The sequence below is a fragment of the Roseovarius indicus genome (genome assembly GCF_008728195.1).
Lineage (GTDB): Bacteria > Pseudomonadota > Alphaproteobacteria > Rhodobacterales > Rhodobacteraceae > Roseovarius > Roseovarius indicus.
Genome location: NZ_CP031598.1, coordinates 4488119 through 4511492, shown reverse-complemented (window position 1 = coordinate 4511492; position 23374 = coordinate 4488119). Strand labels below are relative to the sequence as shown.

General features: G+C 67.0%; 19 protein-coding genes. 6 read left to right on the top strand and 13 right to left on the bottom strand.

From position 1 onward, the window contains the following. Position 1: 1 nt before the first annotated feature. From RIdsm_RS21680 to RIdsm_RS21635, 10 genes are all read right to left on the bottom strand, one after another. Positions 2 to 1252 carry a sarcosine oxidase subunit beta family protein gene (locus RIdsm_RS21680; protein ID WP_057821161.1) on the bottom strand — a complete coding sequence of 417 codons (1251 nt, stop codon included), beginning with the start codon at positions 1250 to 1252 and terminating at the stop codon, positions 2 to 4. Further along, entirely contained in the window at positions 1249 to 1923 is a 675-nt protein-coding gene (locus RIdsm_RS21675) for a TetR/AcrR family transcriptional regulator (protein WP_057821163.1), read from the bottom strand. The genes RIdsm_RS21680 and RIdsm_RS21675 overlap by 4 nt, the downstream gene beginning before the upstream one ends. Next, the gene (locus RIdsm_RS21670; protein ID WP_057821165.1) at positions 1924 to 3468 is read right to left on the bottom strand and encodes a trimethylamine methyltransferase family protein; all 1545 of its coding nucleotides are present in this window, start codon (positions 3466 to 3468) and stop codon (positions 1924 to 1926) included. It abuts the gene before it with no gap. Continuing rightward, positions 3469 to 5877: a GcvT family protein gene (locus tag RIdsm_RS21665; RefSeq protein WP_057821167.1), complete on the bottom strand. Its 2409-nt coding sequence runs from the start codon at positions 5875 to 5877 to the stop codon at positions 3469 to 3471. Between the two features lie 128 nt (positions 5878 to 6005). Continuing rightward, on the bottom strand, positions 6006 to 6305 hold the full coding sequence (locus RIdsm_RS21660) for a CcdB family protein (RefSeq protein ID WP_057821169.1): 300 nt from the start codon (positions 6303 to 6305) through the stop codon (positions 6006 to 6008). Between the two features lie 11 nt (positions 6306 to 6316). Then, positions 6317 to 6562 carry a type II toxin-antitoxin system CcdA family antitoxin gene (locus RIdsm_RS21655; protein WP_057821171.1) on the bottom strand — a complete coding sequence of 82 codons (246 nt, stop codon included), beginning with the start codon at positions 6560 to 6562 and terminating at the stop codon, positions 6317 to 6319. A gap of 394 nt (positions 6563 to 6956) precedes the next feature. Next, positions 6957 to 8453: an L-piperidine-6-carboxylate dehydrogenase gene (gene amaB, locus RIdsm_RS21650; protein ID WP_057821173.1), complete on the bottom strand. Its 1497-nt coding sequence runs from the start codon at positions 8451 to 8453 to the stop codon at positions 6957 to 6959. Continuing rightward, entirely contained in the window at positions 8450 to 9493 is a 1044-nt protein-coding gene (locus tag RIdsm_RS21645) for an ACP S-malonyltransferase (protein WP_057821176.1), read from the bottom strand. Before RIdsm_RS21645 ends, amaB begins: the two co-directional genes overlap by 4 nt. Further along, positions 9490 to 11679: a dehydrogenase E1 component subunit alpha/beta gene (locus RIdsm_RS21640; RefSeq protein WP_057821177.1), complete on the bottom strand. Its 2190-nt coding sequence runs from the start codon at positions 11677 to 11679 to the stop codon at positions 9490 to 9492. Before RIdsm_RS21640 ends, RIdsm_RS21645 begins: the two co-directional genes overlap by 4 nt. Positions 11680 to 11696: 17 nt before the next feature. Continuing rightward, on the bottom strand, positions 11697 to 12917 hold the full coding sequence (locus RIdsm_RS21635; RefSeq protein WP_057821180.1) for a pyridoxal phosphate-dependent aminotransferase: 1221 nt from the start codon (positions 12915 to 12917) through the stop codon (positions 11697 to 11699). A 101-nt stretch (positions 12918 to 13018) separates the two neighbouring features. Between RIdsm_RS21635 and RIdsm_RS21630 the strand changes: the two genes are divergently transcribed. Both RIdsm_RS21630 and RIdsm_RS21625 read left to right on the top strand, forming a co-directional pair. Beyond that, the gene (locus RIdsm_RS21630; RefSeq protein ID WP_057821182.1) at positions 13019 to 13900 is read left to right on the top strand and encodes a LysR family transcriptional regulator; all 882 of its coding nucleotides are present in this window, start codon (positions 13019 to 13021) and stop codon (positions 13898 to 13900) included. 59 nt (positions 13901 to 13959) lie between these two features. After that, complete coding sequence (locus RIdsm_RS21625) at positions 13960 to 14679, top strand: haloacid dehalogenase type II (protein WP_057821184.1); 720 nt, start codon at positions 13960 to 13962, stop codon at positions 14677 to 14679. A gap of 3 nt (positions 14680 to 14682) precedes the next feature. Here RIdsm_RS21625 and RIdsm_RS21620 read toward each other — a convergent pair whose 3' ends face one another. Beyond that, the gene (locus RIdsm_RS21620; RefSeq protein ID WP_057821186.1) at positions 14683 to 15966 is read right to left on the bottom strand and encodes an NAD(P)/FAD-dependent oxidoreductase; all 1284 of its coding nucleotides are present in this window, start codon (positions 15964 to 15966) and stop codon (positions 14683 to 14685) included. 742 nt (positions 15967 to 16708) lie between these two features. Between RIdsm_RS21620 and RIdsm_RS21615 the strand changes: the two genes are divergently transcribed. From RIdsm_RS21615 to RIdsm_RS21605, 3 genes are all read left to right on the top strand, one after another. Further along, positions 16709 to 17377, top strand: a complete 669-nt coding sequence (locus tag RIdsm_RS21615) for a sugar transferase (RefSeq protein WP_057821188.1) — start codon at positions 16709 to 16711, stop codon at positions 17375 to 17377. Between the two features lie 152 nt (positions 17378 to 17529). Then, on the top strand, positions 17530 to 18405 hold the full coding sequence (locus RIdsm_RS21610; protein ID WP_177228422.1) for a CpsD/CapB family tyrosine-protein kinase: 876 nt from the start codon (positions 17530 to 17532) through the stop codon (positions 18403 to 18405). 70 nt (positions 18406 to 18475) lie between these two features. After that, positions 18476 to 19738 (top strand): GumC family protein, encoded by a 1263-nt coding sequence (locus tag RIdsm_RS21605; RefSeq protein ID WP_057821192.1) that lies wholly within the window; start codon positions 18476 to 18478, stop codon positions 19736 to 19738. Between the two features lie 4 nt (positions 19739 to 19742). Here the strand turns inward: RIdsm_RS21605 and RIdsm_RS21600 are convergent, their stop codons facing one another. Beyond that, positions 19743 to 21110, bottom strand: coding sequence for an oligosaccharide flippase family protein (locus RIdsm_RS21600; protein ID WP_057821194.1), 1368 nt, complete (start codon positions 21108 to 21110; stop codon positions 19743 to 19745). Positions 21111 to 21285: 175 nt separating this feature from the next. Here RIdsm_RS21600 and RIdsm_RS21595 point away from each other — a divergent pair, with 175 nt between their 5' ends. After that, complete coding sequence (locus tag RIdsm_RS21595; protein ID WP_057821196.1) at positions 21286 to 22497, top strand: glycosyltransferase; 1212 nt, start codon at positions 21286 to 21288, stop codon at positions 22495 to 22497. Positions 22498 to 22530: 33 nt separating this feature from the next. On the opposite strand, the gene RIdsm_RS21590 is transcribed toward RIdsm_RS21595, so the two are convergent. Beyond that, positions 22531 to 23373, bottom strand: a complete 843-nt coding sequence (locus RIdsm_RS21590) for a glycosyltransferase family 2 protein (RefSeq protein WP_057821198.1) — start codon at positions 23371 to 23373, stop codon at positions 22531 to 22533. Between the last annotated feature and the right edge of the window lies 1 nt (position 23374).

The window sequence follows — 23374 nt, the reverse complement described above, 5'->3', positions numbered from 1 at the left end:
CCTAATGCGCGATGCCCGAGGCGGCGCCTTCGTCGATGAGGCGGCCCGTGGGGAAGCGGGTGAGGTCGAAGGGCTGGCTGAGGGGGTCGTGCCGGCCGGTGGCCATGAGGTGGGCGAGGAGCCAGCCGCCGACGGGGATGGATTTGAAGCCGCCAGTGCCCCAGCCGCAGTTGAGGTAGAGCCCGTCGAGGCCGGAGGGACCGATGATGGGCGAGCTGTCGGGGGTGACGTCGACGATGCCGGCCCAGTGGCGCAGGAGTTTGACCTTGGCGAGCGCCGGGACCATTTCGGCGAGGCCCGCGAGCACGGTTTCCTGCATGGGCAGGTTGCCGCGCTGGCCGTAGGAGGGGACGCGGTCGAGCCCGCCGCCGATGACGAGGCCGCCCTTGTCGGACTGGCTGAAATAGGTGCCGAAGGGCGGGGCGAGCCAGACGGTGTCCATCACCGGTTTGAGGGGTTCGGAGACGAAGGCCTGAAGCGCGTAGCTGTTGATGGGGAGCTGGAGGCCCGCCATCTGGGCGATGACGGAGGAGTGGCCGGCGGTGGCGGCGCCGATCACGCCCGCGCGGATCGGGCCGCGGGAGGTTTCGACGCCGACGCAGCGGCCGGCCTCGGTGATGAAGCCCTGCACCTCGCAGTTCTGGATGATGTCGACGCCGCTTGCGTCGGCGGCACGGGCGAGGCCCCAGGCGACCGCGTCGTGGCGCCCGGTGCCGGCGCGGGGCTGGAGAACGCCGCCGTGGATCGGGTGGCGGCAGTCGGGGCGGGTGTTGGCCAGCGGGATGCGCTTGAGCACCTGGTCGCGGTCGAGCAGTTCGGCATCGACGCCATTGAGGCGCATGGCGTTGGTCTGGCGGGCGGCCATTTCCATGTCGTGTTCGGAATGGGCGGTGACGATCATGCCGCGTTGCGAGAACATGATGTTGTAGTTGAGGTCGCGCGAGAGCCCCTCGTAGAGCTTCACGCCGAAATCGTAGAGCGCCGCGCTTTCGGGGTAGAAGTAGTTCGAGCGGATCACGGTGGTGTTGCGGCCGGTGTTGCCGCCGCCGAGCCAGCCTTTTTCGAGCACGGCCACGTTGGTGATCTTGTGGTTCTTCGCGAGGTAATAGGCGGTGGCCAACCCATGCCCGCCGCCGCCGATGACGATGGCGTCGTATTCGGGTTTGGGTTCGGGAGAGCGCCACGCTTTTGACCAGCCCTTGTGGCCGCGCAGACCTTCGCGGAAGAGGGTGAAGGCGGAGTAGCGGGTCACTGTTTGCCGTCCTGTTCCTTGGCGTAGGCGATCATGGTCGCGAGCACCTCGTCGGAGGCCTCCTGCCCGGTGAAGCCCTTGAGGTAGCCCGCCAGCCGGTCGCAGCGGGCCTGCATCGGTTCGCGCACGTCGAGGGCGTGGTAGCCCAGCTGCATGTAATAGAGGATGCGGGCGCGGACGTCGGCCTCGTAGGGGGTGAAGCCGTGGCGTTCGAACATCTGGGTGACGGCGGCAAGGCGTTCCCGGTCGGCCTGGTCGATGCGCTGGCGGACGGCGCCGTCGCGGCGGGACCATTCGCGCACGGCGAAGTCGAGCCCGCGGTCGAAGAGGTCGGGGTTGAGGAAGCATTTGAAGAAGTTGCCGACGGCCTCGCCGATCGTATCCGCGGGAAGTTCGCACTGGGCGACGATGGTGCGGGTGTTGCGGGCTTCCCAGTCGTCGAGCAGCGCCTCGAGCAGGTGTTTGCGGCTTTTGAAATACCAGTAGAAGCTGGAGCGGGAGACGTCGAGCCGCTGGCCGAGGGCCAGGACCTTGACCTCGGCCACGCCGTCGCTGACCAGCACGTCGCGGGCGACGTTGAGCCAGTCGTCACGGGTGACCTTGATATGGCCGACGAGCGGTTCCTTGGCGGGGTCGTCGCGGTGCAGGATCGGGTGCTCTCGCTTGCTCATTCAACTCTCCGGCGGGGCGCCGCCGGCGGCGGTGCGTTTGGCGATGTCGCGGTGCATCGCCTCGACCTTAGCCTCGTCGAGCGGCGGGCGCACGTCGTCGCGCAGGATCTTTTTCCAGATATCGGTGGCGCGTTCGCTGGCGGTGCGGCTGCCGTTCTCCGTCCAGGAGCCGAAGTTCGACCAGTCAGCGACGAGGGGCTGGTAGAATTCGGTTTGATAGCGGGCCATGGTGTGGGCGCATCCGAAGAAGTGGCCCGACGGCATGACTTCGCGGTGGGCGTCGAGGGCGATTTCGTCGGGGCCTGCGGCGGTGGGGGCGCACATCTCGGCCACCATCTGCAGGACTTCCATGTCGGTGATGATCTTTTCGTAGGAGACGGTGAGCCCGCCTTCGAGCCAGCCCGCGGCGTGGATGATCGTGGTGGCCCCGGCCATGAGGCAGCCCCAGAGGGCGAACTGGCTTTCATTGGCGGCCTGCGCGTCGTTGACGTTGGCCGCCGAGCCGCCGGCGCAGCGCCAGGGCAGGCCGAGGAGGCGGGCCATCTGGCCGGCAGCGAGCGAGGCCTTGAAATGTTCGGGCGTGCCGAAGGCCGGGGCGCCGGACTTCATGTCGACGTTGGAGGTGAAGGTGCCGTACATGACCGGCGCGCCGGGGTTGGTCATTTGCGTGAGCGCGATGGCGGCGAGGGCTTCGGCGTGAGAGAGGGTGACGGCGCCGGCGACGGTGATGGGGGCCATGGCGCCCATCAGGGTGAAGGGGGTGACGATGGAGAGTTGGCGGTGTTTGGCGAAGTCGATGAGGCCCTGGGCCATGGGTGTGTCGAGGACGCGGGGGCTGTTGGTGTTGATGATGGTGTAGCAGTGGGGGTCTGACTGGAAGTCGTCGTCTGTGAGGCCGCGGAAGTCGCGCAGGAGTTCGAAGCTTTCGGTGACTTGCGGCGTGCCGCGGGAGAAGACGAAGGGCAGCTTGTCGGAGAGGGTAAGCTGGGCCTCCATCGTGAAGTAGTGGCGGATGTTGGTTTCGATGTCCTGCGGTTCGACCACTGGGGGCATGAGGTGCAGGACGTCGAAATGCTGCACGATCTGGACGAATTCGCGGAAGTCGCGGCCCGAGCCGGGGCGGCGGCCGCGTTCGAGATCGGTGGCGTGGGGGGCGCCGGCGCCGCATTGGAAGGTGAGGGAGCCGAGTTCTAGGAGGAGGTCCCGCTCGCGCGTGGCGGCGCGGGCGGTGATGGATCTGGGGGCGGTGGAGAGGGCCTCGGCGATGATATCGCGGCCGAGGTAGACCATTTGGGTACTCTCGTCGACGCGGGCGCCGGCATTGGCGAAGATTTTCCGGGCCTCGGGGAGGAGGACCTTGATGCCGAGTTCTTCGAGCATTTGCAGGGCGGTGTCGTGCATCGCGGCGATCTGGTCGTCGGAGAAGACGGGCATCTGCGGGAAGGGGTTGCGGAGCTGGCGGTAGTTGGTCTGGCGCTGCGGGGTGTCGCCGCCGTCGCGTGAACGGCGACGGCGGGAGGTGCGGCCTCGGGATTCCTGTTCCATCTAGGCCCTCATGGCTTTGCCGGAGGGGTCGTAGGGGGAGGGGGCGATGACTTTTGCCGGGCGTTCGGCGCCGACGATGTGGACGGTGAGTTGGGTGCCTTCGGTTGTGGCCGATTGGTCGAGCATGGCCATGGCGAGGGATTTGCCGGTGGTGTGGCCGTAGCCGCCGGAGGTGACGAAGCCCACGCGTTTGCCGTTCTGCCAGACGGGTTCGAAGCCGGAGGCGTCGGCGTCGGCAGCGTCGATTTCGATGGTGACGATGTGGGTGGAGGGGCCGCCGCTGTCGCGCTCGGCCTGGGCCGCTTCCTTGCCGATGAAGTCGGGTTTGTCCCAGGCGATCCAGCGGTCCATGCCGGTCTGGGCGGGGGTGTAGCCCTGGGTGAATTCGGCGCTCCAGATGCCGAAGGATTTTTCGAGGCGCAGGCTGAGGAGGGCGTTGAAGCCCACTTCGCGGAGGCCGAGATCGGCGCCGGCTTCGAGGAGGATGCGGCGGAGGCCGATATGTTCGGCGGCGGAACAGTGGATCTCGTAGCCGAGTTCCCCGGCGACGGAGAGGCGGCCGACCTTGCAGCGGTAAAGGCCGATATCGAAGGTGCCGCAGCCCATGAAGGGCAGCTCGGCGATGGGCCCGTCGGTGAGTTTCTCGACAATCTTGCGGGCGTTGGGACCGGAGACGCCGAAGCCCACGGTGGCGTCGGAGATATCGCGGACGGTGACGCCGTCGCCCATGTGGTCGTGGAACCAGCGCATGTGCCATTCGCGCAGGTAATAGGAGCCCATGATCCACCACGTGCCGTCGCCCCAGTTGAAGACGGTGAGGTCACCCTTGAGGCGGCCATCGGGGGCCAGCATGGGGGCGAGTTTGGCGCGGCCCGGGGCGGGGAGTTTGGAGGCGAGGAGGTGGTCGAGCCACGCCTCGGCGCCGGGGCCCGTGACCTCGAACCGGGAGAAGCCGGAGATGTCGAGGAGGCCGGCGGTTTCGCGCACGGCCTTGCATTCCTCGGCGACGAGGGGGAAGGCATTGGAGCGTTTGAGGGTGGGTTTTTCCTCGAAATCCTCGGACGGGGCGAAGTAGAGGGGGAGTTCCAGCCCCCAGCTTGCGCCCCAGCGGGCGCCGGCGGCTGTCATGTCGGAATAGGCGGGGGCCATTTTCAGGGGCCGGCCGGCGGGGAGCTGTTCGTTGGGATAGGTCATCACGAAGCGGCGGGTGTAGAACTGGCCCGTGGTCTGGCGGATGAATTCCTTGTTCTCGGCGAAATCGCCGTAGCGGGCGACATCCATGCCGAAGACATCCGCTTCCGGCTCGCCGTGGACGATCCATTCCGCCAGCGACTTGCCGACGCCGCCGCCTTGGAGGAAGCCCGCCATGACGGCGCAGGCGCACCAGTAGCCGGGCTTGCCGCGGACGGGCCCGACGAGGGGGTTGCCGTCGGGCGAGAAGGTGAAGGCGCCGTTGACCCAGGACTTGATGCCGGCCTCCTGCAGGACGGGGTAGCGTTGGAAGCCCAACGTCAGCTCGTTCTCGATGCGGTCGGGGTCTTCCTGTTGCAGCTCGAAGCCGTATTCCCACGGGGCGCCGTCCATCATCCAGTGCTGGTGGTCGATCTCGTAGATGCCAAGGAGCAGGCCCTTCTGATCCTGCCGCATGTAGGTGAAGCCTTCGAGGTCGACGACGAGGGGCATTTCCTTGTCCAGCGCCGCGATCTCGGGGATGGTGTCGGTGATGAGGTAGTGGTGGTTGAGCGGCGAGACGGGGAGTTCGATGCCGGCCATGCGGCCGACCTGCTTGGCCCAGAGACCGGCGGCGTTGACCACGTGTTCGCAGGTGATGGTGCCTTTTTCGGTGACGACCTCCCAGCCCTCGGCGGTCTGGTTCAGTTCGAGGACGCGGTTGTGCTCGATCACCTGCGCGCCGCGTTTCTTGGCGGCGCCCGCATAGGCGTGGACGGTGCCGGTGGTGTCGATATAGCCCTCGCGCTCGGCCCACATGCCGCCGAGGATGCCGTGGGTGGACATGATCGGGCAGAGCTCGCCGGCTTCTTCCGGGGTGATGAGGTGCACGTCTTCGATGCCGATCGACTGGAAGGTGCGGTAGGCCGATTGCAGCCATTCCCAGCGGTCGGGGGTGCCCGCCAGTGTCATGCCGCCGGTCATGTGCATGCCGACGGACTGGCCGGATTCCTTCTCGATCTCGGAGAGGAGGTCGATGGTGTAGGCCTGGAGGCCGGCGATGTTGGGGTCGGCGTTGAGGGCGTGGAAGCCGCCGGCGGCGTGCCAGCTTGACCCGGCGGTGAGGACGGAGCGTTCGATCAGGCAGACATCGGACCAGCCTTCTTTCGCAAGGTGGTAGAGCACGGAGGCGCCGACGACGCCCCCGCCGATGACAACGACGCGGTAGTGAGATTTCATGGCACGCTCCCTGTGCTGCTCCGCCGCGGTGCAGCGACTCGCGGAGGGGTTCTATACAGTTCTGTCCAATGGTGAGAGCATGATTGGACAGGTTTGTCTAGGGGGAGGTTTTTGGGGGATGGCTTTCTCTAAAAACCGGAGACCAGAAGGTCGACGGCGGCGACGATGTCGTCGCGGCAGGCCGATGCATCGCCGATGGCCGGGCCGATCTGGGCCGCGGGTAGGGCGACCATCTGCGACATCAGGATGACGTGCGGTCTGTCGTCGAGGTGGAAGGGAATGTGCAGTTTCGGCACCAAGGCGCCCCAGTCCGAGCGCGGGAGGATCGGGGCGCAGAGGATGTAGGGCGTTTCGATGCCGAGGTCGGTCTGAATGCGGCAGACAAGCTCGCCGCCACCGTGCAGGCGATGGATCGTTGCCTGTGTCATCGCGTGCCTGGCTAGAGCTTCCTGAACCGCGCGAGGGTGGGACCGTTTTCGTCGAGGTGGCGGGCTTCGTCGGCAATGCCTTGGCGGGCGGAGGCGATCCATGCGGCGCGCTCGCGATCGGCGCGGGCCTTGGCGATGCCCGCGTCGATCCAGTCGCGGACGAGGTTCGAGATGGAGGTGCCCTTTTCCTTGGCTTCGGCTTCGAGGGCGGCTTTCCGATCCTGGCCGATATCGCGGATGTTCAGGGGAGAAGGCATAGGGTCCTCAGGGTGTGTGCACTGCAGGGTATTGTGCTACACATAGTGCAACACATGATGCGATGCAATTGCGTGGTGCTGGCGCTGGTGCGGAGAGGATTCTCAAAGCCCGGAATCAAGGCGAGCCAAGGGCTCGCCGCCGGGCAGCGCCCGACCGCCCCCCGGGCGGGCGCTTTTGCGACGGAGCCATGCAGAGCCATCGTCGGATGTGGGCTGCGCGATAAATCAACCAACTCTGGCGTTGGTGCGCCCACCCGCGGTCGGACGCTGCCCGGCTTGGTGGTTGCCGGTGGAATCGTGAAAGGCCCCAATTGAAGAACCCCGACCTTTGGCCGGGGTTCATCAGATGGTTTGGCGGTTCTGACGGATGGATCACTGTTCCATCCACACCCCCTCAGATGTCGAACTTCACGCCCTGCGCCAGCGGCAATTCGGACGAGTAGTTCACCGTCGAGGTCTGGCGGCGCATGTAGCCTTTCCAGGCGTCCGAGCCGCTTTCGCGGCCGCCGCCGGTTTCCTTCTCGCCGCCGAACGCGCCGCCGATCTCGGCGCCGGAGGGGCCGATATTGACGTTGGCGATGCCGCAGTCGGAGCCCACGGCCGAGAGGAAGGTTTCCGCCTCGCGCACGTTCAGGGTGAAGATGCAGGAGGAGAGGCCCTGGGGGACGTCGTTCTGCAGCTCGATGGCCTCTTCGAGGGTGTCGTAGCCCATGACGTAGAGGATCGGGGCGAAGGTCTCGGTCTGCACGGTTTCGGTCTGGCGGGGCATTTCGACCAGAGCCGGGGAGACGTAGACGCCGCCCTCGACGCCCTTGGCATCGCCGCCGCCATGGACGGTGCCGCCCTCGGCCTCGGCCGATTTGAGGGCGGAGGCCATTTCCTTGCGGGCGGTCTCGTCGATCAGCGGGCCGACAAGGGTGCCCTCGGTGCGCGGGTCGCCGATGGTGAGGGAGGCGTAGGCCTGTTTCAGCTTCTCGGTCAGCTCCTCGCGGATGGAGTGGTGCACGATCAGGCGGCGGAGCGAGGTGCAGCGCTGGCCGGCGGTGCCGACGGCCGAGAAGACGATGGCGCGGACGGCCATGTCGAGATCGGCGGAGGGGGCGACGATCATGGCGTTGTTGCCGCCGAGCTCCATGATCGGGCGGCCGAAGCGGGCCTGCACCTTGGGCCCGACGATGGCGCCCATGCGGGTGGAGCCGGTGGCCGAGAGGACGGGCACGTCGCGGCTGTTGACGAGGGCTTCGCCGATGTCGGCGCCGCCGATGACGACTTGCAGCAGGTCGGCCGGGGCGTCGGCGCCGAAGCGGGCAAGTGCGCGGTCGAAGATGCGCTGGGTGACGAGGGCTGTGAGCGGCGTCTTCTCGGAGGGCTTCCAGATTACCGGGTCGCCGCAGACAAGGGCGAGGGCCGCGTTCCAGGACCATGGTGCGACGGGGAAGTTGAAGGCGGTGATGACGCCGCAGGGGCCCATCGGGTGCCAGGTTTCCGACATGCGGTGGCCGGGGCGTTCCGACGCGATGGTGAGGCCGTAGAGCTGGCGCGAGAGGCCGACGGCGAAATCGCAGATGTCGATCATCTCCTGCACTTCGCCGAGGCCTTCGGAGGTGATCTTGCCGGCCTCGAGCGTGACGATGGCGCCGAGTTCTTCCTTGGCGTTGCGAAGCTCTTCGCCGAGGAGGCGGACAAGCTCGCCGCGTTGCGGGGCGGGGACGGTGCGCCATTGCTTGAACGCCTTTTGGGCGCGCTCGATCACCTCGGGCATCTTGTCGGCCGGGGTTTCGTGGATCTTCGCCACCTCGGCCCCGTCGATGGGGGAGCGGACGGAGAGGGTGCCGCCGGTGATTTCGGCGTCGGTGAGGCCGGCGGCGGTGAGGGCGTCGTGGTGGTTCATTTGGCGTCTCCTTTCGTGACCCACGCGCGCTGGTCGGCATGGCCCATGCCGGCCAGAAGGGGCGTGGCGTTCTGGTGTTTGGTGAAGTCCTGTTTGCTGCCGATCCCGCGCCAGTTGGCGAGGACCAGCGATTGCGCCACTGCTCCGCCCAAGGTGGTGCCGGGGCCGGTGACGATGAAGAGGTCGGGGGCGAATTCTCTCGCGGCAACGGTGATGGCGCGGGTGAAGTCGTAGGTCTCGGTGACCTGGTGGCCGAGCGTGTAGTCGTGGAGGGCCGTGGTGTCGGTGGCGCCGGGCCACCAGATGGCGCCGCGGCCGTCGATGAGGGGGAGGCCGGGTTGGGTGAAGAGGGAGTGCGGCAGGGCGGCGCGGCCCTTTTCGGCGACGGGGCGTTGCAGATGGGTGTGGAAGGCGGCGTGGCCCTTGAGGCGCATCGGGAAGCGGTCGTCGATTTTCGGGACGGCTTGTTCGAAGGCTTTCAGGCCGTTGGTGTCGCCGGCGAGGACGAGCATGCCGCCCAAGTCGATGGAGAGGGCGAGTGTGTGGTCGTCGCGGGTGTTTATGTCGGCGACCTGTTGGAGAAGCTCGGCTTTGCGGGCGGGGTCGGGGTGCCAGTCGTCGCCGAGGAAGGGATAGACGAGCTGGCCGCCGATCAGGGCCTCGTGCATGAGGGTGCCCATGGTGTTGGCGATCTGGAAGCCGTTCTCGGGCGTGGTGGCGCCGCCGCAGGCGAGCGCGGAGTACCAGCCCATGGAGTTGCCGGTGACGGCGACGGGGCGGATTTCTTCGGGGTTGATCGACAAGAAGTCGCCCAGCGTGGCGGCGTAGATCAGGCCGGCGGCGTTATCGCCGCGGGTGAACTCGGAGGGCGAGAAACGGGCGGCGCCGTCGAGGGCTGTCAGCGGCTTTTGGTCGGCGTTCTCGCGGATGGCGTCGAATTTGGCGAGGAGGCCGGCGTCTGGGAAGTGGCGGGAGAGGTAGCCGAGTTCGGGTTTGTTGTAGGTGCCGCGGCCGGGGCAGATGATGACGGCTGTTTTCATGACTTGGCCCTCACAAGGTTCGTGGCGGCTTCCACGATGCTGTCGGCCGAGGGCATGGTGGCGGCGTAGGCGGGGCCGGTGGCGATGAAGCTGTCTTCGGCCGTCAGGCGGGCGTGGGGGAGGTCGGTTTTTTCCGAGATCAGGGCCATCAGCGCCTCGGCGATGCCGCCGGTGCGGCGGGTTTCGTCCACGATGAGGACGCGTTTGGCGCCTTTGATGACGTCGAGCAGCGCCTCTTCCGGCAGGGGGGAAAGCCAGCGGAGGTCGATGGTGCGGGTAGTGATGCCGTCTTCTTCGAGGCGCTTGGCGGCCTGTCGGGAGAGGTAGTGGCCGTTGGCGAAGCTGACGATGGCGACGTCGGTGCCCTCGCCATGTTGACCGACGGAGCCGAGAGGCAGCGTTTCGCCACGCTCGGGATAGGTGGTCATCCAGCCGCCATCCTTCTCGTCATGCAGGTCGCGCATGGGGTAGAGGGCGATGGGTTCGAGGAAGACGACCACGCGCTGTTCCTCGCGGGCGAGGCGGACGCATTCGCGGAGCATCTTCGCGGCATCGGCGCCGTTGGAGGGGCAGGCGAGGATGACGCCGGGGATGTCGCGGATGACGGCGACGGAGTTGTCGTTGTGGAAATGCCCGCCGAAGCCCTTCTGGTAGCCCAGCCCGGCGATGCGGATCACCATCGGGTTGGTGAACTGGCCGTTGGAGAAGAAGGGCAGGGTGGCGGCCTCGCCCCTGATCTGGTCCTCGGCGTTGTGGAGGTAGGCGAGGAACTGGATTTCCGGGATCGGGGTGAAGCCGTTCTGGGCCATGCCGATGGCGAGGCCGAGGATGGATTGCTCGTCGAGCAGGCTGTCGATCACGCGGTCGGGGCCGAAGCGGGTGATGAGCTTTTGCGTGACGCCATAGACGCCGCCCTTGCGGCCCACATCCTCGCCCATCATGACGATTTCGCCGTGTTCGAGCATCAGGTCGGTGAGCGCCCAGTTGATGAGGCGGGACATGATCTGCGGCTCGGACTGTGCCTTGAGGTCAGGGCCGAGGGCGGCTTCGCGGGTGGCGGCGTCGGGGCCGTTGGTGGGTTGGCAGGGGCGCGCCGGGGGGATGAGGCTGGCCATGACGTCGGAGGCGGTTTTGAGGCGCGGGCGAGTGACGGCCTCTTCCGCCACGCGTTCCACGCGGGTGCAGGTGTCGTTGTAGATGTCGAGCGCTTGTTGCGGCTCCAGCGCGCCGGATTGGGAGAGCAGGCGGACGGAGTGGAGGAGGGGGTCGTTCGCCTCCTCGGCCTCGACCTCGGCTTTCGGCATGTAGGTGGTGGGCATGTCGGCGCCGGCGTGGCCGTAGAGGCGGACGGTGCGGACATGCAGGAAGGCGGGTTTGCGGCGGGTGCGGACATAATGGGCCGCTTCCTGGGCCGCGCGGTAGGTGTCGAAAATGTCGAGACCGTCGCAGGGGAAATACTTGAGGCCCGGGCGGTGGGCGAAGTTGGCGGCGATCCAGCCTTTGGGGGTTTTGACCGAGATGCCGATGCCGTTGTCTTCGCAGACGAAGAGGAGGGGCAAGGGGATGGACTGGTAGGCGGTCCAGCCCGCGGTGTTGAAGGCGCCCTGCGCGGTGGAGTGGTTGGCCGACGCGTCGCCGAAAGAGCAGATGGCGATGGCGTCCTCGGCATACTGGCGGTGTTCGGGCGGGCGGCGTTTGGCGAGGCCGATGGCGTAGGCGGCGCCGACGGCCTTGGGCAGGTGGCTGGCGATGGTGGAGGTTTGCGGGGGGATGTTGAGGGCCTTGGAGCCCAGCACCTTGTGGCGGCCGCCGGAAATCGGGTCTTCGGCGGAGCAGGCGAAGGAGAGGAGCATGTCCCAGGTGGTGGTCTGGCCGGGAACCTGGGCGGCGCGGGCGATCTGGAAGGCGGCGTCGCGGTAGTGGAGGAAGGCCGGATCGGTGGGGCGCGTGGCGGCGGCGATGGCGGCCATGCCTTCGTGGCCCGAGGAGCCAATGGTGTAGTAGCCCTGGCCGGCCTTCTGCATCGCGCGGCTGTGGCGGTCGAGGGCGCGGGAGAGGCATTGCGAGCGGAAGAGGGAGACGGCCTCGGTGGGGCTCAGGCCGTCGGCCGGGGGGGCGCCTGCGGGGAGGTCGCCTGCGGCCACGCGGCGGAGGAAGTTGTCATGTACGATCTGGGCTCTGTCCATCGGGGGCCTCTTGCGGTTTATCCGGTGTGGTCAGCGAAGGCCGCGGAGGGGGCGGACGTCAACCGGTCGATGGCGGTTTCCATGCGGGTGAGCGCCTCGCGGATCTGGGATTCGGCGTAGGCGAAGGAGAGGCGCACGTGGCCCGGCATGCCGAAGGCGCGGCCGGGGACGAGGGCGACGCCGGTTTCCTCGAGCAGCCATTGGCAGAGGGCGGCGTCGTTGTCGAACCTGCCTTCGATGAGTTCGGAGCAATCGGGGAAGGCGTAGAAGGCGCCGTCGGGGGCCGGGCAGGTGAGGCCGGGGATGGCGTTGAGGCCGTCGATGGTGGCGTCGCGGCGGGCGAGGAAGGTGGCGCGGCGGTCTTCGAGGATCTGGCGGTCGGATTGCAGGGCGGCGAGGGCGGCGGCCTGTGAGACGGAGGAGGCGCCGGAGGTGATTTGCCCCTGCACGGAGGTCATGTCGCGGATCAGCTCGGCCGGGCCGATGCCCCAGCCGATGCGCCAGCCGGTCATGGACCAGGCTTTCGAGACGCCGTTGACGATGATGGTGCGGTCGCGGAGATGCGGCGCGGCGTCGGCGAAGCTGGTGAAGGGGGTGTAGCTGAGGTGCTCGTAGATCTCGTCGGCGACGACCCAGACATGGGGGTGGGCGTCGAGGATGTCTGCCAGTTGGGCGTATTCCTCGGCCGAGTAGATGGCGCCGGAGGGGTTGGAGGGCGAGTTGAGCATCAGCCAGCGGGTTTGGGGCGTGATGGCGTCGCCCAGTTGTTCCGGCGTGAGTTTGAAGTTCTGCGAGAGCGGGCAGGGCAGGACGACGGGCGTGCCGCCGGCCATGCGCACGATGTCGGCATAGCTCGTCCAGAAGGGGGCGGGCATGATGACTTCGTCGCCGGGGTTGAGGGTGGCGAGCATGGTGTTCGCCAGCACCTGCTTGGCGCCGGTGGAGATGATGACGTTGGCGGGCTCGGCGCCGGCCTGGCGGGCGACCTCGGCGCGCAGGTCGGGCGTGCCGGCGGTGGGGGTGTAGCGGGTCTGGCCGGCGAGGGCCGCCTGGTGGGCGGCCTCGATGACCTCGGGCGGGGTGGGGAAATCGGGCTCGCCGGTGCTGAGGGCGATGACGTCGCGGCCCTCGGCGCGCATCTGGCGGGCGCGTTCGGAGATTTGCACGATTTCGGACAGGGCGATGCCCGAGAGGCGGGTGGCCGGGCGGTGGGCGGCGGAACTGTTCGCTTTCGTCATGGTGGTGTGGGGCCCTGTTTGACGCGTTTGCGCGCAATTTGGGTGGAATCTTGGGAAAGGAAAAGCGAAACTAGCTGACATAACCTGGAGCAAAACTCACAATGCTGACGCCGCGCCGCTTTCTGCCCTCGATCAGTTCGCTTCTGGCCTTGGAGGCGGTGGACCGGCTGGGGAGTGCCAGCGCGGCGGCGGAGGAGTTGTCGCTGACCCATAGTGCGGTGAGCCGGCAGTTGAAGGTGCTGGAGGGGCAGCTTGGCACGACGATCGTGCAGCGGCGGGGGACGCGGTTGCAGCTGACGCCGGCGGCGGAGGATTATTGCCGAAAGGTGCGGAAATACCTGCGGGACCTGGCGCATGCGTCGCTGGAGCTGAAGGCGAACCCGACGGGGGGCGGGCTGAACCTGGCGATCTTGCCGGCCTTCGGGATGCATTGGCTGGCGCCGAAACTGCAGGATTTCGCAAGGGCGCATCCGGAGGTGACGGTGAACCTGTCGACGCGGCTGGCGCCGTTCGATTTCGGGCAGGAGAGTTTCGACGCGGCGATCCATTTCGGGGGGCGGGACTGGCAGGATGTGGAGTACCTGCCCATTCGCGAGGAGCGGGTGGTGCCGGTGTGTTCGCCCCGGTTGGCGCCGGAGCCGCTGGGGAGCGCGGAGGATTTGCTGGGGTTGCCGTTGTTGCAGCTGGAGACACGGCCGGGGGCGTGGGAGCAGTGGTTCGCCGCGCATGGCGTCGAGGGGGGCAGCGTGACGGGGATGCTGGTCGACCAGTTCGCGACGATGACGCAGGCGGCGGTGCACGAGATGGGGGTGGCGCTGTTGCCGGATTACCTGGCGGAGGTGGAGCTGGAGCGGCAGACGCTGGTGGTGCCTTATGGCGAGGCGAGCCTTGTGGAGGGGCAGTATTACCTTGTCTGGCCGTCGGAGGCGGCGGTGCGGCCGCCGCTGGAGAAGTTCACCGGCTGGCTGCGCGGGATCTTGTGAGGTTGCGCTTTGGGGCGATTTGGCGGATGCATGGCGCGAGGGAATGAAGGGGATAGGACATGAAGCTGAGCGATTTCAAGGTTTTGACCTTTGATGTCTATGGCACGCTGATCGACTGGGAAAGCGGGATGGTCACGGGGTTGAAGCCCTTGACCGACAAGGTGAGCCGGCATTTGTCGCGCGACGATATTTTGGAAGCGCATGCCTATTACGAGTCGACCACGCAGCGGTGGACGCCGTCGAAGAAGTATTACGACCTGCTGGCGGTGGTCTATCGGCGGCTGGCCGAGGAGTGGGGTGTCGAGGTGACCTGGGAGGAATGCGCGGCTTACGGCACCTCGGTCCGGCATTGGCCGGCGTTTGACGATAGCCGGGAGGCACTGGCTTACCTCAAGCAGCATTACAAGCTGGTGGTGCTGACCAACACCGACAACCTGAGCTTTTCGGGCTCGAACGCGCGGCTGGGGGTGCATTTCGACGGGGTGTACACGGCCGAGGATGTGGGGAGCTACAAGCCCGCCGACCGGAATTTCGACTATATGCTCGAGACGCTGGCGCGGCAGGGATACGGCAAGGGCGATATCCTTCATACGGCGGAGAGCATGTTCCACGACCACCAGTCGGCGAACAAGTACGGGCTGGCGAATTGCTGGATCTACCGGCGGCACGACAAGGAAGGGTTCGGCGCGACGATGAACCCGGGCGAGATGCCGAGCTATGGTTTCCGGTTCAACAGCATGGCCGACATGGTGCGCGCCCATAAGGCCGAGCTGGGCTGAGGCCTAGCTGAAGGGCAGCGGCTTGGTGAGGTGCGTGAGCGCCGCGCCGGTTTCGTAATAGGCCTGCCGGATCGTGGTGAAGCGTTCGGCATGGCCGGAGATGACCGGCAGGGGCAGGTGCGATGGGTCGTCGGTGAGCAGCGCCTTGGCGGCGGCGGTGCCGAAGACCGTGCCGGGCGCGATGCCGCGGCCGGAATAGCCGAAGACCGCCAGCGCGTTGGGCCCGAAGGAGACGACCTTGGGAAGGTGATCGCTGGTCATGGCGATGCGGCCGCTCCAGGCATGTTCGAAGGGCTGGTCGGCGAGGTCGGGGAAGACCTCGCGCAGCTTGCGGCGGGCCCAGGCGGCGTGGATCGGGCTGGCGGGGCCGGTGGCGTCGCCGATGCCGCCGACGATCATGCGGCCGGCCTTGTCCATCCGGAAGGAGGACATGACGAGCGCCGTGTCCCAGCAGCCCTCGCCGCCCGGCAGGATCTTTTCGCGCAGGTTTTCGGGCAGGGGGGCGGTGGCGAACTGGCTGTAGCAGACGGGCACGTAGCCCGGTGCCCCGGCGCCCTTGATGTCGCGGTGATAGGCGTTGGTGGCCAGCAGCAGGTGCCGGGCGCGGAGCGTGTGGCCGCCCGCCTCGATCACCCAGGTGTCGCTGTCGCGGCTGATGCGGGTGACGGGGGTGTTCTCGTGCACGCGGGCGCCGGCTTCGATGGCGGCGCGGGCGAGGCCGCGGCAATAGGCGAGGGGCTGGATGGTGCCGGCGCGCGGATCCCACAGGGCGCCGTGGAAGCGGGCGGTACCGGTGCGGCGGGCGGTTTCCTCCGCATCGAGCAGCTGGATCGGCGCGCCGAGGCGGTTGCCCTGCCGGAAGCGATCGCGCAGGTCGTCGAGGCCGGAGGGGGCATGGGCGAGGTGGAGGGTGCCGGCGCGGGTGGCTTCGCAGTCGATGCCCTCGCGGTCGATGATGTCGAAGACGGTGGCCGGCCCTGCGGCGAGGGCGGTCATCAGGCGCATGCCGTCGGCTTCGCCGGCATGGGCGATGATGTCGTCGGGCGGAGACCAGAGGCCGGCATTGACCAGCCCGACATTGCGGCCCGAACCGCCATGGCCGACCGTGTCGGCCTCGAACACCGCCACCGAGGCGCCGCGCCGTGCCGCGTCGAGCGCGGCGGCGCAGCCGGTGAACCCGCCGCCGATGATCGCGAGGTCTGCCTCGCCATCGCTGTCGAAGCGGGGGCCCGACACGGTTTCCCCGGCGCTGGACCGCCACAGGTTTGTCTTGGTGTTCGAGGTCAAGGTGGATCCCTTCGTCGAAAGGAGGATGCCCCCGGGTTCTAGTGGTCATTCGCCACCGTCTGCAAGGGGCGTGCGACGGAATGGCCAGTTATTCGGATATGAGACAAAACCGGGCGGGGCTCGCGTGATGCGAGAGCCTGGCACGCGGGGTGTCGGCCTTGGGTTGAGGGGGCAGATCTGGGGTGGGGCGGGAATCGGGCAAACGAAATGTGGCAGGTTTGGGGCCATCATGCACAATCGGGACATATTTCGTTAATTATCCTCGCGTGCGACACCCTGTTTCAGGGGGTGAGTGGCGGGAAATGGCCGAAATTGGGGCTCAACTCAGGATATTAAATACAACAAAATCAGGTATTTGCGAATGGCCTTGCCGGAATGCGAAACAATCTGTTTCCGTCTACGAAGTTTAAGATTTACCTCGTTCCGGTAATTTGAATTGTGTCAAGTTAAAGGCGGAAATTCGCCTTAAAAGGGACTGCCACCCAAGTTGGTGAGTTTTGGCCGGGCTGTGATCAGCGGCCCGGGGGTGGTGAGTGTGTGTGTCTGGATACGCGGCCTGGCGGGCCTGAAGTCGATCCGCTGAGTTTCGTTTCCCTGCGAGTGTGAACGAGTAATCAGTTGGGGATATCACATGGCTAATCTGAACGTGAATCCGCCGGCCCCCAGTCGGCGCGGGCCGGTAGCTTTTCGCGGAATTCCGGCGAACACCCCGCTTCCGGTGAAACGGGCGCCGCAGTCGGCCATGACCCGTAGTTCCGCCCGGTCTGCCGCTGTTACCGTCGTCGATGTGCCGCGTCGTGGATCGGTCTACCGGACGGTCGGCAAGCGGGTTCTCGATATCCTGCTCGTGCTGGCGCTGCTGCCGGTCTACCTGCCGATCGTCGGGATTGCGGCGTTGCTGCTGTTCGTCGAAGGCGGAAACCCGTTCTATCGCCAGGCGCGTCTTGGGCTGAACGGCGAGCGGTTCTCGATTCTCAAGCTGCGGACGATGGTCCGGGATGCGGACAAGAAGCTGCAGGCGGTCCTGGCGACCGACCCCGAGCTGAAACGCGAATGGGACGTGTCGCAGAAGCTGAAGAACGATCCGCGCATCACCAAGGTGGGCGCGATGCTGCGGCGGACCTCGATGGACGAGCTGCCGCAGCTGTGGAACGTGCTGAAGGGCGAGATGAGCCTTGTCGGCCCGCGCCCGATGATGCCCGACCAGCTGTCGCTTTACGGTGATCCGCGCCACTATTTCGCCGTGCGGCCGGGGATCACCGGCTACTGGCAGATCGACCGGCGCAACGAAAGCTCGTTCGCGGACCGGGCGCATTACGACGCGGCCTATGACGCCGAGATGTCGCTGCCGCGGGATGCCAAGGTGTTGTGGAAGACGATCGGCGTGGTTCTGAGACGGACCGGCCATTGAGATAAAAAGGGGTGGGGGCGTGCCCGAGGGGTCGGGCCGTGCAGAATGGATAGAATATGTTTGAGAGGTACGAGGTGTCGTTTGACTGGGCAAAATCTGACGGCCCGACAGGCGAACTGAAACCCGGTTCCGGCCGCGGGTCCGATGCGGACTTGCCGTTCGACCGGAAGCTGAAGCATTCTCTGCTTGGTGCCGCAGCCGTGGGGGCTGGTGCCGAGCCGGTGGTTTTGCCGGGCCAGGGCGCGTCTGCCCGGCCCTCTGCCGCCGTGCCGGAGGATGAATTCGAGGCTGACGACGAACCGATGACCCAGACCGGAACGGACCTTCTCGAGCTTGGCTCGTGGCAGATTCTGAAGCCCGCTTGGCGCGGCCATCAGTCGGCTGCGCAAAAGCTGCGCGGCCAGTCCGAGAGGGTCAAGCATGCCACCGACGGGCTGCGCACCCAGCTTTTGCAGACGATGAAGTCGCACGGGATCGGCCGGGTCGCCGTGACCTCGCCGACCTCGGGCTGCGGCACCACCTACACCACGCTGAACCTTGCGCTGAGCATGGCGGCAATCCCCGATGTGACCACGGTTCTGCTGGATCTCAACCAGCGGGCGCCGGGGCTGGGCGATGCGCTGGGCCACAAGCCGGTGCAGAGCATGGCCGACCTGCTGCGCGGGAAGGTGTCCTATTGCGATTATCTCGAGCGCTACGGCGACAACCTTGCCGTGGGGCTGAATTCCGAGGTGCCGCCGAACCCGGCCGAGCTGTTGCAGAGCCAGAGCACGGCGGATGTGCTTGACGAGATTACCGGCGCGCTGACGCCGGATGTGATCCTGTGCGATACGCCACCGATGCTGGAATACGACGACGTGATGGCCTTCCTGCCGCAGGTCGACGGTGTTCTGCTGGTGGTGGACGGCACCAAGACGGTGGCGCAGGATATCGCCCAATGCCAGAAGATGCTTGACGGTCGCGCACCGTTGCTGGGCGTGGTACTGAACCGGGGGCGTCTGCCGCGCAAGAAAGCGCGTAGACGGTGATACGGGCCGGCGCGCGCTGCGCCGGTTTGTGTGGTAATGGTTTTCTTGGTTACAGGTTAGGACGTCTCTCATGACCTTTTCGGATTGGATTGAAGAACTTCGCGACATGATGCGGCGCCGTTTCTGGCTGATCGTGCGGTTGGCCCTGCTTGGCTGTCTCGCCACGCTGCTTTTCGCGATGTCGCAGACGCACCAGTATACCTCGCAGGCGGTGCTTCAGGTGGAAGACGCCAAGGTGGCCAACGAGCTGGCGCCGCCGACGGTTTCGGGGGCGGATGCGCGGCAGTTGCAGATCGTCGAGCAGCGGGTGATGTCGCATGACGCGATCCTCGACGTGGCGGCCTCTGTGGGTGTTCTGGACGAGCTGGCCGGCCTGCCGGACAGTGAAAAGGTCTCGGTGCTGCGCCATTCGCTGAGCGTGTCGGGCGTGGCCGCGGCGCGGACCGGGACGTCCGGCGACGGCGCCATTTCCCTTGTCCGGGTGACCGCCACCTGGGGCGACCGGGAAAGCGCGCAGGCGCTGGCCGAGGAAGTGACGCGGCGGACGGTCGACCTGAGCCGGAACAAGCGGCTGGAACGGGCCGAGGAAACGTTGTCGTTCTTCACCCTGCGGCAGAGCAAGCTCGAGGCGCAGGTGGCCGACATGGAAGAAAGCCTGGCGAATTTCCGTCGGCAGAACGACATGCCCGAGGGCGGGCTGCGGGCCTCGCAAGAGCGCGAGATCGAGGCGCTGAGGGCCGAGATCCTTTCGGTCGAGCGGCAGATGATCGTGCTGCAGCGCCAGTTGGAGCGGGATGCCGGTAACGGCAACCTGACCCGGCTGGAAGAGCGCGAGCGGGCCGAGGACGTGGCGCGCCTGAACGACCTGACCGAGCAGCGCGATTACCTGACCGAAAGCCTGAACACCGTGTCGGCCGCCAGCGAGGTCGACCCGGCCCTGCAGGCGCAGCTGACCCGGCTGACCCGCGAACTGACCACGATGCAGGAAGAGCTGGCCAGCGTCAGCGAAAGCCGCAAGGCCGCCGAGATCGGGTTTCAGCTGGAATCGGAAGGCCAGTCGGAGCATCTGAGCGTGCTGGAGCCGGCCTCGTGGCCCGATTACCCGTCGACCCCGTCGCGCACCAAGATGGCGGTGATGGGCGCGTTTGCCAGCCTGATGGCGGCGCTGGGTATCGCGTTCCTGCTTGACCTGATGAACCCGGTGGTGCGCAGTGCCGCGGTGATGGAACGCGACCTTGGCTTTGCGCCGGTGGCCGTCATTCCCGAGGCGCCGCGCAGCCGGGGCCGGACGCTTCTGATGCGGGCGTTCCGGGGGCGCAGGCGGGCGTTCTGAGGCGTCAGCCGACCGGCGCCGAGGAGATGGTCTGCAGCGCGTCCCAGTGGAGCGCGATGGCGCCTGCCGCCAAAAGGCCGGCCAGCGTGAAGCTGACGAGGTCGTGCAGCGGATCCCATGCCTGGTGGCGGATCGCGAGCGCCACGAGCAGGGGATGCGCGATCAGCATGGCGATGCCGTAGGACGCAACCCCGCCCAGCAGGCCGAAATAGTAGAGGCCGAGGAAGAGCATGATCATCTGCAGCGTCGAGCGGGTGCCGGTGAGGAAGAACACCCGGCGCGAGTCGCCCGCCGCGAGCGCCGCCTGATCGTAGCTCATGCCGATGATCTTGGGGATGAAACCGCAGGCCATGATGGTGACGATGGGACCGGCCGCGAGGTAGCGGTCGTCGTAAAGGAATTCGACCAGCGGTGGGCCGACATAGGCCATCAGCAGCAGCAGGGCGCAGAGCCCGCCGGTGAGCAGGAAGCGCATGCGCTGGAGTTTCCGGCGGTTCTCGGCGGATTCCGAGGGGGGCTTGTTGCGGTAGACCGGGATCAGCAGGTCTTGCGCCACCGACTGGCCGAGGGCCATGGCGAAGCTGGCGAGGAAGAAGCCGATATTGTAGATGCCCAGCGTTTCGAGGCTGAGGAGCTTGCCGAGCACGGCCTTGTCGCCCTGGGTGCTGATGAAGCCGAAGGCGGTGCCGAGGAAGATCCATTTGCCGAAGCTCACGAGTTCCAGAAGCGCCGGTTTCTCGATCTGGAAGCGGTCGCGGCGGCCGGGCAGGCCGACCCACATGACGACGAGCTTGATGAGGTTGGTGAACACCGCGCCGAGGACGAGGGCGAAGACGGAGCGCGTCCAGAGGGCGAGGGCCACCATGAGGGCGAGGCCGAGGAGCTGGCTGATAAGGTCGAGCATCGTGGCGCGGCCCATCTGGAGGTGGCGGCGGGCCAGCTCCATCCGTGTGGGGAAGAACCCGGTGAGGATGAGCGACAGCCCCGCGACGGGCAGGTAGAGCGCCAGTTCGGGGTGCTCGTAGAGTTGGGCAAAGGGGTAGGCCAGCGCCAGCGTGACCAGCCAGAGGCCAAAGCCTCGCATCACCTGCAGGGACCAGGCGGTGTTGAGGAATTCGGGGTCGTCGCCGCGCGGGCTTCGGGCGAGGGCCGGGCCGATGCCCACGTCGGAGAACATCATCAGGCCCACTGTCACCATGGTGACGAGCGCCATGATGCCGAAGGCCTCGGGGAAGAGGATGCGGGTGAGGATCAGGTTCGAGCCGAGGCGGATGGCCTGTGCCCCGCCATACCCCACCACCACCCAGGACGTGCTGCGCAGGATCCGGGCGGTCAGGTGAGAGCCGCGGAATGCTTGGGTGACGCGCTTCATGTTGTCGGGGGTGTCCGGGTGCCTGTTATGCCTGTCTGCACGCTAGGCGCAGGCGGTAGCGTGGTCAATTGCACACGGGTGCGGCACGTGTGGCCTATGCCTTTGCGGTCGCACTTTCCTTGACGTGGCGGCGCTTGTAGCGTGGAGGCCGAGTGCTCTCTGCCCGGTGTCCCACGTGAAAATCGCTTATATTCTCAATACCTATCCCCAGCCGTCGCAAAGCTTCATCCGGCGCGAGCTGAAGGGGCTTGAGCGGCTGGGCCTGTCGGTCGACCGGATCGCGATGCGACGGAGCGACCTGCCGTTGAAGGACCCGCAGGACCGCGAGGAGCTGGGGCGGACGAGCTATGTGCTGGAGGCGGGGAAGGTGGCGTTGCTGCTGTCGCTGCTGCGGGCGCTGGTGGGGCGGCCGGGGACGTTTGCCGCGGCGTGGAAGGCGGCAATGGGGCTGGCGGCGGTGTCACCGCTGGGGCGGGTGCGGCATCTGATTTACCTCGTCGAGGCGTGCCATGTGCTGAGGCTGGTGCAAGCCGGGGGCGTGGAGCATATGCATGCGCATTTCGGCACGAATGCGGCTGCGGTGGCGATGCTTGTGCGTGTTCTGGGCGGGCCGTCTTACAGTTTCACGGTGCACGGGCCGGAGGAGTTCGATGCGGTGCATTCGCTGTCGCTGGCGCGGAAGATGGAGGAGGCCGCATTTACCGTGGCGGTCAGTTCCTACGGCCGGAGCCAGCTGTGCCGGTGGCTGCCGCATACCGCGTGGAGCGGCGTGAAGGTGGTGCATTGCGGGATCGACCCGGAGATGTTTCCGGAGCCGGGCGAGATGCCGGACAAGGGCTTGCGACTGGTGAATATCGGACGGTTGTCGGAGCAGAAGGGGCAGCTGATCTTGATGCCGGTGATGAGCCGGGTTGTCGGGGAGGTGCCGGAGGCGAGGCTGACGCTGATTGGCGACGGGGAGTTGCGCGGGGCGTTGGAGGCGGAGATTTCCGAGCGGGGGCTTGGGGATCACGTGACGCTGGCCGGGTGGCAGGCCGAGGACGAGGTCAGGGACGCGCTGGCGGGGTGTCATGCGCTGGTGCTGCCGAGCTTTGCCGAGGGGCTGCCGATGGTGATCATGGAGGCGATGGCGGCCGGGCGGCCGGTGATTTCCACCTACGTCGCGGGGATACCGGAGCTGGTGCAGGAGGGCGTGACCGGCTGGCTGGTGCCGGCGGGGGATGACGCGGCGCTGGCGGAGGCTGTGCTGGCGTTGGAGGCGATGTCGGCGGAGGAACGGGCCGCGTTGGGGCGTGCCGGGCGGGCAAGGGTTCTGGAGCGGCATGACATGTACCGCGAGGCGGAGAAGCTGGCCGGGCATTTCCGGGCGGCGGTGGATCGGGGATAGGTTGCCTGACGGTGAGACGCCGGGCCGGCTCGCTTACCGGCCGCGGGCCCAGGTCGAGGTGCCGACGGGGATGCGGACGCAGAGGGCGATGAAGCCGTAGACGAGGAAGCCCAGCGGGTCGCGCAGGATGGCCCGCAGCTTCTGCGTGCCGGAGGTGGCGCCCGGGTCGGCGTTTTGCAGGAGGTGGGGGAATTTCCGGCCGATCTCGGCCACGCCGCGATCTTGTCGGCGGCGGACGCGGATCAGGCCGGAGAGGCCCTCGATCATCGGCCAGCGGTAGGTTTCGGGAACCCTGACCCGCTCCGAGGGCGCGAAGTTGAGGCGGGCGAAGGTGTCGTCGGAGATGATGTCGGGCCATGCTTGCCAGCGGGCGCGGCCGGGGGCGTTGACGGCGAAGAGGCCGAAGCCCGGCACGCCGTTCGAGACGAAGGGCAGCTTCTGCCAGAAACGGGCGTAGGCGCGGGTGACGGGGCTTTGGGCCGGGGCGATTTCGGGGGTGCCGCTGGCGTAGCGGGGGGCCCCGGTCTCGAGCGCGGCGATGATCGCGGGGATCAGGGCGCGGCTGACCGAAACATCGGCGTCGAGATAGATGCGTATGTCGGCGCGGGCCGCGTCGTCGCCCAATTGCAGGGCGTTAAGCTTGCCGCCCGTTTCGGTGGCGATCACGCGGATCGGGCGGGCAGGGTTCTGGGAATGGCCTTCGATCTCGTGGGCGATATCGACCGTGGTGTCGGTGCAGGCATTGGCGACGACGATGGTCTCGAAGGGAATATCACTGGCTGACGACAGGACCTTGTCGAGACAGGCGCCGATATAGGCGGCCTCGTTATTGGCCGGGATGATGACCGTGGCCTTGGGACGGGGGGCGGTGTTCATG